This window comes from Methylovorus sp. MP688, assembly GCF_000183115.1.
GTDB lineage: Bacteria > Pseudomonadota > Gammaproteobacteria > Burkholderiales > Methylophilaceae > Methylovorus > Methylovorus glucosotrophus.
Genome location: NC_014733.1, coordinates 996,436 through 1,011,342, shown reverse-complemented (window position 1 = coordinate 1,011,342; position 14,907 = coordinate 996,436). Strand labels below are relative to the sequence as shown.

15 protein-coding genes are annotated in these 14,907 nt (G+C 58.6%); 4 read left to right on the top strand and 11 right to left on the bottom strand.

Annotated elements, in window-relative coordinates; genetic code table 11:
- Positions 1 to 19: 19 nt before the first annotated feature.
- The 7 genes from MPQ_RS04975 to MPQ_RS04945 all read right to left on the bottom strand — a co-directional run bounded on the left by MPQ_RS04975 (position 20) and on the right by MPQ_RS04945 (position 6,281).
- Complete coding sequence (locus MPQ_RS04975) at positions 20 to 712, bottom strand: Bax inhibitor-1/YccA family protein (protein WP_013441802.1); 693 nt, start codon at positions 710 to 712, stop codon at positions 20 to 22.
- Positions 713 to 811: 99 nt separating this feature from the next.
- Entirely contained in the window at positions 812 to 1,867 is a 1,056-nt protein-coding gene (gene nagZ, locus MPQ_RS04970) for a beta-N-acetylhexosaminidase (protein ID WP_013441801.1), read from the bottom strand.
- Between the two features lie 24 nt (positions 1,868 to 1,891).
- Positions 1,892 to 2,602, bottom strand: a complete 711-nt coding sequence (locus tag MPQ_RS04965; RefSeq protein ID WP_013441800.1) for a queuosine precursor transporter — start codon at positions 2,600 to 2,602, stop codon at positions 1,892 to 1,894.
- Between the two features lie 51 nt (positions 2,603 to 2,653).
- Positions 2,654 to 3,442, bottom strand: coding sequence for an ABC transporter permease (locus MPQ_RS04960; protein ID WP_013441799.1), 789 nt, complete (start codon positions 3,440 to 3,442; stop codon positions 2,654 to 2,656).
- Positions 3,439 to 4,359 carry a nickel ABC transporter permease gene (nikB, locus tag MPQ_RS04955; RefSeq protein WP_083801039.1) on the bottom strand — a complete coding sequence of 307 codons (921 nt, stop codon included), beginning with the start codon at positions 4,357 to 4,359 and terminating at the stop codon, positions 3,439 to 3,441. The genes MPQ_RS04960 and nikB overlap by 4 nt, the downstream gene beginning before the upstream one ends.
- A complete protein-coding gene (locus MPQ_RS04950; RefSeq protein WP_013441797.1) occupies positions 4,340 to 4,834 on the bottom strand; it encodes a L,D-transpeptidase in 495 nt (164 codons plus the stop codon). Before MPQ_RS04950 ends, nikB begins: the two co-directional genes overlap by 20 nt.
- Positions 4,824 to 6,281: an ABC transporter substrate-binding protein gene (locus tag MPQ_RS04945; protein ID WP_148225257.1), complete on the bottom strand. Its 1,458-nt coding sequence runs from the start codon at positions 6,279 to 6,281 to the stop codon at positions 4,824 to 4,826. The genes MPQ_RS04950 and MPQ_RS04945 overlap by 11 nt, the downstream gene beginning before the upstream one ends.
- A gap of 190 nt (positions 6,282 to 6,471) precedes the next feature.
- On the opposite strand from MPQ_RS04945, the gene MPQ_RS04940 reads away from it, so the two are divergent.
- The gene (locus MPQ_RS04940) at positions 6,472 to 7,074 is read left to right on the top strand and encodes a cysteine hydrolase (RefSeq protein WP_013441795.1); all 603 of its coding nucleotides are present in this window, start codon (positions 6,472 to 6,474) and stop codon (positions 7,072 to 7,074) included.
- Positions 7,075 to 7,080: 6 nt separating this feature from the next.
- Positions 7,081 to 7,605: a GNAT family N-acetyltransferase gene (locus MPQ_RS04935; protein ID WP_041362063.1), complete on the top strand. Its 525-nt coding sequence runs from the start codon at positions 7,081 to 7,083 to the stop codon at positions 7,603 to 7,605.
- A gap of 51 nt (positions 7,606 to 7,656) precedes the next feature.
- Here MPQ_RS04935 and rlmD read toward each other — a convergent pair whose 3' ends face one another.
- Entirely contained in the window at positions 7,657 to 9,030 is a 1,374-nt protein-coding gene (gene rlmD / locus MPQ_RS04930) for a 23S rRNA (uracil(1939)-C(5))-methyltransferase RlmD (RefSeq protein ID WP_049821873.1), read from the bottom strand.
- 195 nt (positions 9,031 to 9,225) lie between these two features.
- Between rlmD and MPQ_RS04925 the strand changes: the two genes are divergently transcribed.
- A complete protein-coding gene (locus MPQ_RS04925; RefSeq protein WP_238525349.1) occupies positions 9,226 to 10,203 on the top strand; it encodes a helix-turn-helix domain-containing protein in 978 nt (325 codons plus the stop codon).
- A gap of 117 nt (positions 10,204 to 10,320) precedes the next feature.
- Here MPQ_RS04925 and aroG read toward each other — a convergent pair whose 3' ends face one another.
- The gene (gene aroG / locus MPQ_RS04920) at positions 10,321 to 11,403 is read right to left on the bottom strand and encodes a 3-deoxy-7-phosphoheptulonate synthase AroG (RefSeq protein ID WP_013441791.1); all 1,083 of its coding nucleotides are present in this window, start codon (positions 11,401 to 11,403) and stop codon (positions 10,321 to 10,323) included.
- A gap of 327 nt (positions 11,404 to 11,730) precedes the next feature.
- Here aroG and MPQ_RS04915 point away from each other — a divergent pair, with 327 nt between their 5' ends.
- Positions 11,731 to 12,651: a J domain-containing protein gene (locus MPQ_RS04915; RefSeq protein WP_013441790.1), complete on the top strand. Its 921-nt coding sequence runs from the start codon at positions 11,731 to 11,733 to the stop codon at positions 12,649 to 12,651.
- On the opposite strand, the gene eutC is transcribed toward MPQ_RS04915, so the two are convergent.
- Together eutC and MPQ_RS04905 are read right to left on the bottom strand one after the other, a co-directional pair.
- The gene (gene eutC / locus MPQ_RS04910) at positions 12,652 to 13,467 is read right to left on the bottom strand and encodes an ethanolamine ammonia-lyase subunit EutC (protein WP_013441789.1); all 816 of its coding nucleotides are present in this window, start codon (positions 13,465 to 13,467) and stop codon (positions 12,652 to 12,654) included.
- 6 nt (positions 13,468 to 13,473) lie between these two features.
- Positions 13,474 to 14,871 (bottom strand): ethanolamine ammonia-lyase subunit EutB, encoded by a 1,398-nt coding sequence (locus MPQ_RS04905; RefSeq protein WP_013441788.1) that lies wholly within the window; start codon positions 14,869 to 14,871, stop codon positions 13,474 to 13,476.
- Positions 14,872 to 14,907 lie beyond the last annotated feature (36 nt).

Below are 14,907 nucleotides of genomic sequence, written 5' to 3'. Positions count from 1 at the left end.
CAGCGATCAAGGCAAATCGTTAGTCACGGTCACCCAGTACTGCCATCAGAATCTGCAGCAAGTTGACGAACAGGTTGTAGATATCCAGGTAAATCGCCAGGGTAGCCATCACGTAGTTGGTTTCGCCACCATTCACAATGCGGCTAACGTCATACAGAATGAAGCCCGAGAACAGCAGCACAGCCACGCCAGACAGGGCCAGTGAGAACGCTGGAATCTGGAAGAACATATTGGCCAGGGAAGCAATGATGAGCAGCACGATGCCGACCATCAGGAACTTGCCCATGAAGCTGAAATCCTTCTTGGTGGTGGTGGCAATGCCAGCCAGTGTCAGGAAGATAATGCCGGTGCCGCCTGCGGCAAGACCAATAAGCTGGCCGCCATTACGCAGTTGCAGCGCTACTTGCAGGATAGGGCCAAGCATCACGCCCATGAACAGGGTCAGGGCCAGCAGCAGAATCACACCCAGTCCGCTGTTGCGGTTGGCCTGAATGCCATAGAACAGGCCGAACATGCCAGCCAGTGTAGCCAGCGCGAACATGATGGGGTGCTGGGCAGCCCAGCTGAAATTCATGCTCATGCCGATGAAGGCACCGATCACGGTGGGGATCATGCTGAGTCCGAGTAGCGCGTAAGTATTGCGCAGTACCTTGTTGCTATCGGCAACCAGCACTTCGGAATTACGTGCGATCTCATAATTGCTTTGCATCATTTGCGTTCCTCATCAAAAAAATCTGTACTTCAATCAATTGTTAAGACTAAACAAACATCGGTAAAGTTTCAACCTTGGCATCACATTTAGCACGGCCCATCAGGAAGCCTCGGCGAACATGTCATCCTCATGAATGCCGATCTGGCTGATGGTATGCACCGCATCGATATACTCGTGGCTTTCGCGCAGGGCCGTCATGTCAGCCGGATGCAGTTTGCCATGCATGCGGGCGAGCCGTGCCAGACTGGGTGCCGAAATATTCCACTGAAGATTTTCAAGCAGCTCATCGGCAAGGTCGGGACGATTGCACAGCAAGGCCATATCACACCCGGCATTCAGTGCGGCCAGCGCACGCTGGGTAACATTGCCCGCCACCACCGCGCCTTCCATCGACAGATCATCGCTGAAAATCACGCCGTTGAACGCCAGACGTTGCCGCAGGACCTTCTGCAGCCAGCGCTCCGAGAAGCCAGCGGGCTTGTCGTCCACCTTGGGGTAGATCACATGCGCAGGCATGATGGCGGGCAAGCCGTCATCAATCATCTGGCGGAAAGGTTGCATGTCGGTAGAGGCAATCTCGTCAAAGCTGCGTTCATCCACCGGAATCGCCACATGGGAATCCGCAGCAATGTAGCCATGGCCGGGGAAATGCTTGCCAACTGCCGCCATGCCACCACGTTTGAGGCCTTGCATCAGCGCATACGCGAGCTCGGCAATGGCTTGTGGCTGCATGTGAAAGGCGCGATCGCCGATCACCTGGCTGACGCCGTAATCCATATCCAGCACTGGCGTAAAGCTGAAATCAATGCCATGGGCACGCAGCTCCACGGCCATCAGCCAGCCTGCTTCTTCGGCCAGCTGCTTGGCTTTTTTCGGTTGTTTGTCCCAGATCTTGCCGAATTCGCGCATGGGAGGAATGCGGGTAAAGCCCTCGCGGAAACGTTGCACGCGGCCGCCCTCATGGTCCACGCCTATCAGCAAGGGCGGCTGGCGCACGGCATGAATGCTGGCGGTGAGGGCTTTCAGTTGAGCGGGCGACTGGTAGTTGCGGGCGAACAGGATCACCCCGCCCACCAGCGGGTGTTGCAAACGGCGGATGTCGGCGGCGTCCAGTTCGGTGCCAACCACATCCAGCATAATCGGGCCTAATGTCATGGTTTGGTTTTCAAGAGCTTGGTTTTAAGTGTCGGTTTTAAGGGCAAACGGATTGAAATCGGTATGGCGGTCGTAGTAATCCTCGTTTTCGGCACGCTTGAGCCAGGCCACCACTTTGTATGTCACCGGGGTGAATACCACCTCCACGCCGACCTTGGCAACAAATTGCGCCAGCATCACCAGCGGCAGCTTGTCATCGGGAATCACCCCGCTACCGTAAAACGCCAGGGGATAAAACAGCGCCGAGTCTACGCCTTCGCCAAAAATGGTTGAACCTATGGTGCGCATCCACAGCCAGCGCCCAGCGGTCATGACTTTCATTTTTGCCATGATGTAGGAATTCACAAACTCGCCTGCAGCAAAGGCTACCAGCGAAGCCAGCGATACGCGCCAGGCCGAGCCGAAGGCCACTTCATAGGCTTCCTGGTTATGCCAGAACGGCGCGGCCGGCAAGGCAACGATCATCCAGGCCATGAACGAGGCAAAGGCGAGGCCAGCAAACCCGGCCCAGATGACTTTGCGTGAACGTGAATAGCCGTAAACCTCGGTCAGGATATCGCCAAAAATGAAGGAAATAGGGAAAAACAGCAGGCCCGCGCCGAAGGTCAGCGTGCCCAGCACCGGTACCTCGATCTGCGAAATCTTGGCCGGGCCAATCAGATTGGAGCAGACCAGCACGGTGACAAAAGCAGCCATCATGAGGTCGTAATAGCGGTAGCTACGCGTTGTCTGCACGGGGAAGTAAGTTTTGGAAAGCGATGCCGGAATAGTAGCAGCTTTTTCCGCTTATGCCCGCTTCACATCCCAATGGTCGCGCAGGCGATCGCCGAGCAGATTGATCGCCAGCACCAGCGACATCAGGCTGATGCCGGTAGCCAGCACGTAATGCGGCGCCACCAGCAGATAGCGTACGCCATCGCGCAACATGCTGCCCCAGGAGGCCTGTGGTGCCTGCACCCCCAGCCCGAGAAAGGACAGGCTCGCCTCCGCAATTACCAGGCCCGCCATGCTGTAGGTCGCCTCCACCACCAGCGGTGCCGCCAGCAAAGGCAGCATGTGGTGCCGCATCAATCGCCACGGGCTAGCACCAAGTGCTTCCGAGGCCTGCACGTGCTGGCGTTGGCGCAGCGAGAGCGCCTGCGCGCGGGTCAGGCGCGCATAGCCCACCCACGAGGTCATGCACAAGGCTAGCAGCAAATTGTTCAGGCCTGGGCCCAGCACGGCGGCAAAGGCAATCGCCAGCAGCATGCCGGGGAATGCGAGAAAGATATCGGTAATGCGCATCAGCAGGCGATCCAGCCAGCCGCCATAAAATCCGGCCAGCAAGCCGAGCACGGTGCCTATCGACAAGGTAATCAGCGTAACGGCCCCTACCACCAGCAGCGACACCCCTGCCCCACTCAGCAAACGCGCCAGTATATTGCGGCCAAGATCATCGTAGCCCAGCCAGGCGTGCTGATCCGCAGCGGCCAGGATATATTCGAGGTGGATATGGTCGGGTTGCAGATCAACGACGGCTGCCAGCATCACGGCCGCCAGCCAGAACACTATGACCAGTGCAGGCAGCTGCTTCATGACAGGCGCACGCGCGGATCCAGCCGCTGATAGGCAATATCGGTGCAGAGGTTCACCAGCACATAGGTCAGCGCAATCACCAGCACACAGGCCTGGGTCACCGGGTAATCGCGCTTTTCGATGGACTCCACCAGCAGACGGCCCAGACCATCCCAGCCAAACACGGTTTCCGTAATCACCGTGCCCGCCAGCAGGCTGCCCATCTGCAGGCCGACCACCGTCACTACCGGCAGCAGGGCAGCACGCAGCGCATGGCGCAGGATGACATGCGACTCGCTCAGGCCTTTGGCCCGTGCCGTGCGGACAAAATCTTCGCTCAGCACTTCCAGCAGGCTGGCGCGTGTCATGCGGGTCAGGATGGCACTCAAGCCAAAGCCCAGTGTGAGGGCGGGCAGGATAATGGCAGAAGCGGGCGTCATGCCACTGATAGGCAGCCAGCCCAGCCACAGGCCAAACAGCAGCATGAGCAAAGGCCCCAGCCAGAAATGCGGCATGGCCGATAATGACAGGCTGAACAAGGTTGCCAAGGTATCAGGCCAATGCCGGGCGCGGAGCGCGGCGATGATGCCGAGCGGCAGCCCCACCAGCAGGGCGATCAGCAAGGCCAGCATGGCAAGCCTGAGCGTCGCGGGCAGGCGCTCCGCCAGCAGGCTGCTCACGGCCTGCCCGCTATGAATGGAGCGCCCGAAATCGCCATGGGCAAGATGTTTGAGGTATTGCACGAACTGCACTGGCAAGGACTGATCCAGCCCCAGTTCAGCCCGCAGCTGGGCACGATCTGCCACGGCGGCAGACTCGCCAAGCATGACATCCACCGGATCGCCCGGCACCAGATGCAACAGCAAAAAAGTCAGCAGCAGCACGCCAAACACAACCGGCAGCACGCCCCACAATCGCTTAATCACGCGCCGTATCATCCTCAAGCCATACGGGTGTTCCCACCGGCACCAGATCAAACAGCGTGATGACATCCGTATTGCGCATGCGCACGCAACCATGCGAAGCCGCCACCCCCATGAGTTCGGTATCGGGCGTGCCGTGAATGTAGATGTAGCGCTGCATGCTATCGACCTGCCCCAGCCGATTGAAGCCAGGCTCGCAGCCGGAAAGCCAGAGTATGCGCGTCAATATCCAGTCGCGTCCCGGATAGTGGGCGGCCAGCTCAGGCGTCCAGATTTCCCCTGTGGGGCGACGGCCACGAAACACGGTATAAGGCGCTGCACCCGCACCTATCTTGGCCCGTACGATATGCGCGCCACGCGGCGTGCATCCGCTATCTTTCTGCTCGCCTGGGCCATTCAGCGCGGTAGAAACGGCATAGCTCGCCAGCAGTGTGCCATCGTCACCAAGCACATCAAGCTGCTGCTTTTTAAAGGAAATATTAATCTGCATGGTCGTTTTTACTGTTCCGCGTTACTGTGATGAGGCCATCCCAATTACCGTCGGCTGCCAGCGTGTAATGGTACAGGCCACGCCGCATGGCGACAAACTGCCCTTCGTACCAGAGCGGCACATACGGCAGCAGTGCATGAATGCGCTGCGTGGCCGCGGGCCAGTCACGCTGGTCTATCAGCGCATCCAGCTCGGCATCATGCAACCGCCCGCGGTTGGCGCCGAGCGGAGGCACGCTGGCCGAATGAAACGCCAGCCGGTAAATATCCGGCGTACGGATGCCCACCCAATTGAGGCTGTACATCTGAAAATGACCCTGGCGGATATCATCAAAAAACGTGCCCCAGTCCAGGCTGCGTATCTGCAGCTCTATGCCCGCCTCGCGCATTTGCGCCTGCAGTATGGTGGCAAGCCGCACCCGCTGCGCATCGGTGGAGGTTTTGTATACCAGCCTAAGGGGGAGCGACACACCAGCTTCCTGCAATAGCTTGCGCGCCAGCGCAGGATCATGCGCATACGGCGTCAGGCTCGCATTGCCCGCCCAGTGCTCGGGCGGCAAGATGGCACCTGCCAGACGGCTATCCGGCACCAGCGCCAGACGCACGATGGCCGGCCGATCAATGGCATGGGCAATGGCCTGACGTACCTTGGGGTTAGCGAGCAGCGGGTCTTGCAGATTAAAGCCGAGATACGAAAAATTGGCGCCCTGCGTATGTTCCACCTTGAGCGCCGTCTGCTGTTGCAGATACACCAGCAGCTCGGGCGGCAGATCGCCCGCCAGCAGGTCAATTTCACCGCGCACCAGTTTCAGCACGCGCACGGTCGGATCTTTCACCTCTTCCAGCACATAGCGCTGCCCGTCAGACCAGCGTTGCAATACCAGTGGCCCGCGCCAGCTGACAAAAGCCAATGGCCCGCTGCCCACCGGCTGGCGGCTGAAATCATGCCCGGCGGCAATGAGGTGCGCCGGCAAAATGCCGATGATGAGCCGCGCTGGAAATTCCGGGTCTGCCGCATCCAGCGTGAAATCCACCGTATCATCGTCCACGGCCCTCACCTTGCGGATATGGGAAAACTCGGCAGCCAGCGGGCTGGCGCCAGGCTTGAGCATGGATTCATAGGTCGCGACGACATCATGGGCGGTCATGGCACTGCCATCATGAAAACGCGGCACAGGTTTCAGCAAATGAAAGCGGTAGTGATCAGAGGCCAGTTGTTGCCAGTCGGCCAGCGCCGGTTGCGGGCGGGCATGAGCATCAAAGCGCACCAGAGCCTGGTAAAGCAGACGATTGACGCGGGCAGAGGCGGCATCCGTCGCCATGCGGGGGTCCAGATTCACCGGTGCCTGCGCGAGGCCCATGTGCACAGCACTGTCGGGGGCAGACGGCGTGCAACTGCTGAGCACCAGCGCCAAGCCCAGCCACCAAGCGCTTAAATACCTATGCAAGCGTCATTCCCTTTCCCGTCATTGTCGATTCCCGCTGCCTGGCATTCTATTACATTTAGGGAGTATTGCTTTTTTATGCGCCTGTAGCAGACTAGCGCGTTGATGCAGGCAACATATCCTGCCGCGCTGCCGTCTTATGGCATGTCGGGCCGCCATGGCGCCGCCCTTTCCCCAATCTTCAGGAGATGAAATGAATCCCAAGCAAACGGCACTGGTACTGATTGAATTTCAGAATGACTTTACGTCCGAAGGCGGCAGCCTGCATGGCGCGGTGAGCGGCGTCATGGCACAGAACAACATGCTGGCGAATACCGTGGATACCGTGAATCAGGCGCGTGCAAAGGGCGTTACCATCGTCCATGTGCCCATCAGTTTTACGCCGGACTACCGTGAGCTGCCCAGCGCACCCTACGGCATTCTCAAGGGCGTGGTGGATAGCCAGTCTTTTCGCAAAGGCACCTGGGGCGCCGAGATAGTGGATGTGCTGACACCTGCTGAAGGCGACATCATCGTGGAAGGCAAGCGCGGCCTGTGCGGGTTTGCCAGCACCAATCTGGACTTTGTCCTGCGCAGCCGCGGCATACAGCACGTGGCACTGGCAGGCTTCCTCACCAATTGCTGTGTGGAGTCCACCATGCGTACCGCTTACGAGCTGGGCTACCAGGTGATTACCCTGGGCGATTGCACCGCCACCTTGAGCCCGGAGGAACAGGAAATGGCGATTGCCAAAAACTTCCCCATGTTTTCCGTTCCCATGGATCACAAGGGCTTCCTCGCCACATTACAGGGTTGATGCCATTTGAGTACTCTGCATTTCAGGGTGGCCGACACCGCCGACATTCCCACCCTGGCAGTGCTGGTCAACAGCGCTTATCGCGGTGAATCGAGCCGCCGTGGCTGGACTACCGAGGCTGACATACTGGGCGGGCAACGTACGGATGCCGGGGAATTGTCCGAGCTGATCGCGGCGCCAGCCTCGTATATTCTGCTGGCTGAGCAGGCCGGGCAGATCATCGCCTCCATTCATCTCAAGCAGACGGCCAACCAGTCGGCCTATGTGGGCATGCTGGCGGTGGAGCCGGGCTTGCAGCAGCGCGGCACTGGCCGCGCCCTGCTCACGCACGCCGAGCAAACCGCGCGCCAAGGCTGGCAAGCCAGCGAGATCTCCATGACGGTAATCACCCTGCGCACCAGCCTGATTGCCTATTACGAGCGTCTGGGCTACCAGCGCACCGGCAAGCTGCAACCCTTCCCCGATGACCCACGCTACGGCCTGCAGAAAGTACCGGGGCTGATGCTGGAAATGCTGACCAAGCGCTTTTAACTTAACCAGGCGCCTGATCAGGAAAGCATGGCCAGACGCAGGTATCCGATGTCAGACGGGAGTCTGGATTTTTTCAAACAGCGCAATCGATTCCACATGCGAGGTATGGGGGAACATATTGATCACGCCCGCAGCCAGCAGGCGATAGCCCTTGAGGTTGACCAGCACGCCAGCATCGCGTGCCAGCGTCGCCGGATTGCACGAGACATACACGATGCGCTCAGGCCCGGCCACCTTGGGGGCGACTGGCATGGCGCCGTCCTCACCACGGCCGACATCCGCCAGGGACTTGATCAGTTCCAGTGCGCCATCACGCGGTGGATCAATCAGCCATTTGTCGAAGTAGCCCAGCGATTGCAGCGCTTCCGGCGTCATCTTGAACAGATCGGCCTCGCGATATTCCACCTGATCGGCCAGGCCATTCAGACTGGCGCTTTCGACTGCACGCGCCACCAGCGCGGCTGAGCCTTCCATGCCCAGCACGGTCGCGCCGCTGCGTGCGATAGGCAAAGTAAAGTTGCCCAGGCCACAGAAGAAATCGGCAATACGATCTTGCGGCTGGGCGCCGAGCAATTGCATGGCACGGCGCAACATGACGCGGTTGATATGCGGGTTTACCTGGGTGAATTCAGTCGGCTTGAACGGATAGGTCAGCTGGAATTCCGGCAGCGAATAAGTCAGCGCCGGACCGTTCAATGGATAAAACGGCATAACGGTATCCGGCCCCTTGGTCTGAGTCCATATCTGCACCCCATGCGTATCGGCAAACGCCTTGAGGATGGGACCATCTTCGGGTCGCAATGCCTCGAGTATGCGCAACACCAGCACGGTGGCCTGCTCGCCCACCGCCACTTCAATCTGCGGCAGGCGCTCGCGCACGCTCAGTTGCGCGATCATGTGCTGCAAGGGCACGATCAATGCCGACACGTGCGGAGGCAAGACTTCGCAGCTATCCATATGCGCCACAAAGCTGCTGGCTTTTTCATTGAAGCCGACCAGGACGCCGCCTTTTTTCGGCACATGGCGCACGCGCAGGCGTGCCTTGTGACGATAGCCCCATGCCGGGCCGTAGATAGGTGGCAGCATGGTTTCGGCCTTCACCTTGCCGATATGCCAGAGATTGCCTTCCAGCAGGCGCTGCTTGGCCGCCACTTGCCCGGAGAAATCCATATGTTGCAGGGCACAGCCACCGCAATAGCCAAAATGCGGGCATTTGGGCGTGGTTCTGAGGTTGGATGGCTGCACGACCTCCACCACATCCGCCACCTCGTAGCTGGATTTGCGGCGATGCGATTTGTAGGTCACTTGCTCGCTCGGCAGCGCGCCGTCAATGAAAATGGTTTTGCCGTCCACATGGGCGACACCGCGCCCTTCCTGATCCAGCGACTCAATAAATGCAATAGTAGAATTTTCCATGGCCCGCATTTTACCGCAGACTGCCTTGCACACGTCATAGATCGATGCATGCACCTTTATTTGGTGAACATGCACCCGGCAGGTGCAGAATCTCCTGTGCCAGCGGACAAATTCCATGCAAACCAATGCATTAAGGCCATTGTCCCCATGGGCATGTTTTTTGCTGAAGTGTTCCTGATCGCATTTATTCAGAACAGAGGCCGTATGCAAACTGCATCTCATACCGCACTGAGCACCATGACATCCAGCCTGATACAGCATCAGCAGACCGGGGATTTTGAACATCAGGCCAGCTTGCTGAAGGGCTGGAACCAGGATTACCTGCAACTCTCCGCTGGCGCGTTTGAAGGCTATGTCTCGGAGCTTTACCTGCGTGACATGCATCTGTTTCTCGAATACACCAATCAGGTGCTCTACCAGAGCGGCCATCTTGGCGAGGATGTCATCGCCATCGGCGTTCCATTGCAAAGACCACACGGCATGTTCTGTGGCAGCACCTGCCAGCCTGCCGCTGTGCATCTGTATTCCGGCAACCAGGGCTTTGAATATATTTCCGCCCAGGAGACCCTGGTGGGCGTGCTGACCATCAAGCGCGAAGTCCTGCTGGCGGCGCTCTGCCCCGATGAGCAGGCGCAGCTGATGAATGTCATCAAACAGGCACGCCTGCTGCCTGTGAGCGAAAGCGCCTGGATCAAACTCTGCACGTATCTTTCTGGCACGTTTGAACGCTTGGCGACCACGCCAGAGCTCGCCGATAGCACCGCCTTCCTTGAAAGCGTGCGCATGGCTGGCCTCGAAGTCATTGCCGATTGCCTGCTGCCTGCCGCAGAGGCGATTCATGTCCCTGGGGCAAAATCCTGGAAAATGATTACCGAAGTACGCGAACTGGTAAGCCAGCCGGATACCCAGGCCCTGACCGTCGCGGATTTGTGCCAGAAGCTGGGCACCAGCCGCCGCAGTCTGCAATACCATTTTGAGCAGGCGCTGGATATCAGCCCGATTGCCTTCCTGCGCGCCGAGCGCCTGAATGGCGTGCGCCGCATGCTGAAAACCGCCAACTCGGTTACGGAAGCCGCGACCCACTGGGGCTTCTGGCACTTCGGGCATTTTTCGCAGGAATACAAAAAGATGTTTGGCGAGCTGCCATCGACGACCTTCCGTCGCCTGCACCCGCTCAACTAGTTTCTCCGCCAAAAAACTAAAGGCTTGATGTGGGGCACACGCGGGTGTCCATCATCAAGCCTTTTATATTGTCGGCATCCGCCCGTGCGGGCATTCACCAAACGTTGAGCTTATGCCTTACTCGGTTTCATCCTGAAATTTGCGGCGGGCACGCACACCGGCGGCCAGCGTATCCAGCAGGGAAACCGTATCATCCCACCCCAGGCAGGCATCGGTGATTGATTTGCCGTATTCCAGCGTGCAGCCCGGGCTGTGTTCCTGACGGCCTTCGTTGAGGTGCGATTCCACCATCACGCCGATGATACGATCATCGCCACCCGCCAGCTGGCCGGAGACATCCAGCGCCACATCCAGCTGACGCCGGTATTGCTTGAGGCTATTGGCATGCGAGCAATCGATCATCACCTTGGCGGCCAAGCCTGCCGTCGCCAGCTCATGCGCGGCCGCTTCCACGTACGGTGCCTCGTAATTAGGCTCCTTGCCGCCGCGCAGAATCACATGACAATCCTCATTGCCACTGGTTGACACAATCGCGGAATGCCCTTCCTTGGTCACCGACAGGAAATGATGCGGGCTGGCGGCCGCCTTGATCGCATCGACCGCAATGCGGATATTGCCATCGGTGCCATTCTTGAAGCCCACCGGGCACGATAGCCCGGAGGCCAGCTCGCGATGCACCTGCGACTCGGTAGTACGCGCACCAATGGCGCCCCAGCTCACCAGGTCGGCGGTGTATTGCGGCGTAATGGTGTCGAGGAATTCGGTACCGGCAGGCATGCCCAGCTCATTCACTTCCAGCAGGAAGCGACGGGCAAGTTGCAGGCCTTCGTTGATGCGGAAACTGCCATCGAGATACGGGTCGTTGATCAAGCCTTTCCAGCCCACCGTGGTGCGTGGCTTCTCGAAATACACGCGCATGACGATCAGCAGATCGGCCGACAGGCGCTTGCGCTCTTGCAGCAGGCGCTTGGCGTATTCAACACCAGCATCGTAATCATGGATGGAACATGGCCCGATGATCACCAGCAGGCGGTCATCGGAGCTGTGCAGGATACGGTGAATGGCAGCGCGGGTTTCGAGGATATTGTCTGTCGTGGCACTCGTGGCCTGCAATTCGTCCAGCAGGTCTGACGGTGGTCGCAACTCCTTGATTTCCTTGATACGGACATCATCGGTGGCAAATTTTTGACTAGGACTCATGAATTCTGCAATGCAGCGCAAGGCGCAAACGATGTGCTTGAAGTAAAACGGCTATTATAAGAGCTGTGCAAAAAAAAGTAGATTGATTATTTACAGCGTGACGATTTACGCCGCAAATCAGCATTTAAGCCCTCTCCCGTCGGCAATCAGCGGAGGGGACATGATAAGTCATTAGTCATAAAGGATTATTGCACCCGCATGACGCTTTGATTATCATGCAACACGGCTTGGGAATAAGCCTTCAAAACGATAAATCGGCATAGACCATGATTAGCTCCACCACGGCGCCGCACGCATTGAGCGGCCACATCACTCAACATCGGGACAATGCGTAAGAAACTGCATACGCATTACGACAACCTCAAGGTCGCGCGCAACGCGCCACCCGAAGTGATTCGTGCGGCCTACAGAACCCTGTCGCAGAAGTACCATCCCGACCGCAATCCGGATAACGCTGAGGCCTCGCGCATCATGGCGCTGATCAACACGTCTTATGAAGTGTTGTCTGATCAGGAAAAACGCAAATCGCATGACCTCTGGATTGCCGAGCAGGAAGTGGTAGTACGGCGGGCACCGCCACCGCCTCCCGAGCAGCCGCGTGCCACCCGGACCGAGCCCCGAACAGAAACACCCGCCCCAAAATCGTCGACCGTTTTTGCAAGCCGTCTACGCCAGAATTGGGCCGTGAAGCATCTTTTGCGCTATGGCCTGCTTTACATTAGTAGCGCCGTCTTTATCTGGACTTTCAGCAGCGACAAGCAGGCCCCGGCGGTTACCATGCCCAAGCAATATGTGGCGAATCCGCCCATGGAGCCCGAGCCCACGCTGGCCGCCAGCAAGCGGGAACCATTCGCGCCCAATGGTGCGCCATGGCCGCACAACGCGGGCTATGTGGATGGCTACCCCAAGTTGCGCATGAAGGGGCTATCGACCGTGACCGTGGATAATCGTCAGAATGATGGCGATGTCTTCGTCAAACTGGTCTACCTGGGGGATGACCAAGCCTTTCCAGTACGGCAGTTTTTCATTCCCGCCCGCGGAAAATTTACCCTGACCAAGGTCAACCCCGGCAATTACGATATCCGCTACCGCAATCTGCACAATGGCGCCCTGGCAAGATCAGAAGCTTTCAAACTGGAAGAATCAAGCACCACCGATGGCATACAGTTCAGCAAGATCACCATGACGCTGTACAAAGTGGAAAACGGCAATATGCAGACCTACAACCTGACCGACGAAGAGTTCTAGTCAGGCAGATTCCCCCGGCAAACGCGGTGCAGCCTGTACCTCGATTTCCACCGCATCACTTTCATCCTTCAGCGCCACACCTGATAGCTTGAGCCGCATGGATTCGCGCGCCAGCCACAGCAGTTTGCGGGCCGCCGCCGCATACATCAGCCCCTCAGGACGCACATTCGAAATGCAGTTGCGATCTGCATCGTTACGCCCGGTGCGGGGGTCATAGGTCAGGTAAACACCCAGGCTGTCAGGTGAACTCAGGCCCGGACGCTCGCCGATCAGCATGGCGACCATGCGGGCATTCAGCAGCTCACCTATGGTATCGGCAATGGCCACCCGCGCCTGGCGCACCAGCACCACCGGGCCTGTACTCCAGTCTGGCGGAAAAATCGCCTTGATCTCCGCCAGCAAGCCCTGCACATGCCGCTCCACCGCCAGCGATGACAAGCCGTCACCGACCACGATGAGCAGGTCTATCGGGCTGGCGCTGCGCATGGCGAGCAGCTTTTCGCTATCGGCCTCGCTGAGGCGACGCCCGAGGTCGGGCCGCAGCAGATAGGTGGCGCGATCCGGCGCGCAGCTGTTCACCTGCACCGTGTCGTAACCAAGCCCGGCAATGCCTGCCGCCAGCTGATCCATATCCAGCGCCAGATGCACGGCATCGCGCGCCATGGCATGCGACATGCCAAAATCCAGCACTTCACGCGTGGGCAGGCTGCTGCCGACGCGCCCAAGGGCGATACGCGCGCGGGTAAAGCCTTTCAGCTGCTGCCAGGGGTCATCGGCCAAGGCTTCTGACTTGATAGGTTGATCGTTTTCGTTCATGAGGGATTACGCCGCACTCAACAGATTCTTGGGCATGTTTTGCAACATGTGATGGCCAGTGCGCACCGGCTGCACTAGGCCCTGCGAATCCATGATGTTCATTTTCATCAGCCACTGCTCGAATTCCGGCGCGGGCTTCAGGCCCAGCACCTTGCGCAGGTACAGCGCATCGTGGAAAGAGGTAGTCTGATAATTCAGCATGATGTCGTCCGCACCCGGGATACCCATGATAAAGGTAATGCCCGCCGCGCCTAGCAGCGTCATCAGGGTATCCATGTCGTCCTGGTCGGCCTCGGCATGGTTGGTGTAGCAGACATCGCAACCCAGAGGCAGACCCAGCAGCTTGCCGCAAAAATGATCTTCCAGCCCGGCGCGGATGATCTGCTTGCCGTCATAGAGATATTCCGGGCCGATAAAGCCCACTACGGTATTGCTGAGCAAGGGCGAGAAGCGGCGTGCCACGGCATAGGCACGCGCCTCTACCGTTTGCTGGTCCACGCCAAAATTGGCGTTGGCAGACAAGGCCGAGCCCTGCCCGGTTTCAAAATACATGACGTTATTGCCGACAGTGCCGCGCTTGAGCGCCAGTGCCGCATCGTAGGCTTCCTGCAAAATGCCCAGATTGATGCCAAAACTCTGGTTGGCTTTTTCAGTACCGGCAATTGACTGGAATACCAGATCGACAGGCGCGCCCTTTTCCATCACCTGAATCTGGTTGGTGACGTGCGTCAGCACGCAGGATTGGGTGGGAATGCCATATTGATTGATGACTTCATCCACCAGGTAATACAGATCCATCAGCGCCGGGATGCTATCGGTCGCAGGATTGATGCCGATCACCGCATCGCCGGAGCCATACAGCAGGCCATCCAGCATGGAGGCGGCAATGCCACGCGCATCGTCGGTGGGGTGATTCGGTTGCAAGCGCACCGACAGGCGGCCGGGCAAGCCTATGGTATTGCGAAACGCCGTGGTCACATGGCATTTGCGCGCCACCAGTATCAAATCCTGATTGCGCATCAGCTTGCTGACAGCCGCGGCCATTTCCGGGGTAATGCCGGGGGCTACACGTTTCAGCGTGGCGCTATCGGCCATATCAGACAGCAGCCAGTCACGGAAACCACCCACGGTGAGGTGACTGATCTCGGCAAAGGCGGTGGCATCGTGCGTATCCATGATGAGGCGCGTCACCTCATCTTCTTCATACGGCACGACCGCTTCCTGCAGGAACTGGCGCAAGGGAATATCGGCCAGGCACATGCGGGCGGCCATGCGCTCGGCATAGGTCTCCGCGGCCACACCGGCCAGATAATCGCCGGAGCGGGCTGGCGTTGCTTTGGCCAGCACGTCTTTCAAATCGGTAAAGGTATAGTGGACTTGGCCTACGCTATGACTGTATTTCATGGCATGCATCCATTGGGTTGAAGATGGCCGCAGGTG

Excerpts from the sequence above, each read along its gene's own strand:
- eutC (WP_013441789.1), bottom strand. The coding sequence starts at position 13,467 with ATGAACGAAAACGATCAACCTATCAAGTCAGAAGCCTTGGCCGATGAC.
- nikB (WP_083801039.1), bottom strand. The coding sequence starts at position 4,359 with ATGATACGGCGCGTGATTAAGCGATTGTGGGGCGTGCTGCCGGTTGTG.
- MPQ_RS04905 (WP_013441788.1), bottom strand. The coding sequence starts at position 14,871 with ATGAAATACAGTCATAGCGTAGGCCAAGTCCACTATACCTTTACCGAT.
- MPQ_RS04975 (WP_013441802.1), bottom strand. The coding sequence starts at position 712 with ATGATGCAAAGCAATTATGAGATCGCACGTAATTCCGAAGTGCTGGTT.
- MPQ_RS04940 (WP_013441795.1), top strand. The coding sequence starts at position 6,472 with ATGAATCCCAAGCAAACGGCACTGGTACTGATTGAATTTCAGAATGAC.
- MPQ_RS04950 (WP_013441797.1), bottom strand. The coding sequence starts at position 4,834 with ATGCAGATTAATATTTCCTTTAAAAAGCAGCAGCTTGATGTGCTTGGT.
- rlmD (WP_049821873.1), bottom strand. The coding sequence starts at position 9,030 with ATGCGGGCCATGGAAAATTCTACTATTGCATTTATTGAGTCGCTGGAT.
- MPQ_RS04925 (WP_238525349.1), top strand. The coding sequence starts at position 9,226 with ATGCAAACTGCATCTCATACCGCACTGAGCACCATGACATCCAGCCTG.
- nagZ (WP_013441801.1), bottom strand. The coding sequence starts at position 1,867 with ATGACATTAGGCCCGATTATGCTGGATGTGGTTGGCACCGAACTGGAC.
- MPQ_RS04915 (WP_013441790.1), top strand. The coding sequence starts at position 11,731 with ATGCGTAAGAAACTGCATACGCATTACGACAACCTCAAGGTCGCGCGC.
- MPQ_RS04960 (WP_013441799.1), bottom strand. The coding sequence starts at position 3,442 with ATGAAGCAGCTGCCTGCACTGGTCATAGTGTTCTGGCTGGCGGCCGTG.
- aroG (WP_013441791.1), bottom strand. The coding sequence starts at position 11,403 with ATGAGTCCTAGTCAAAAATTTGCCACCGATGATGTCCGTATCAAGGAA.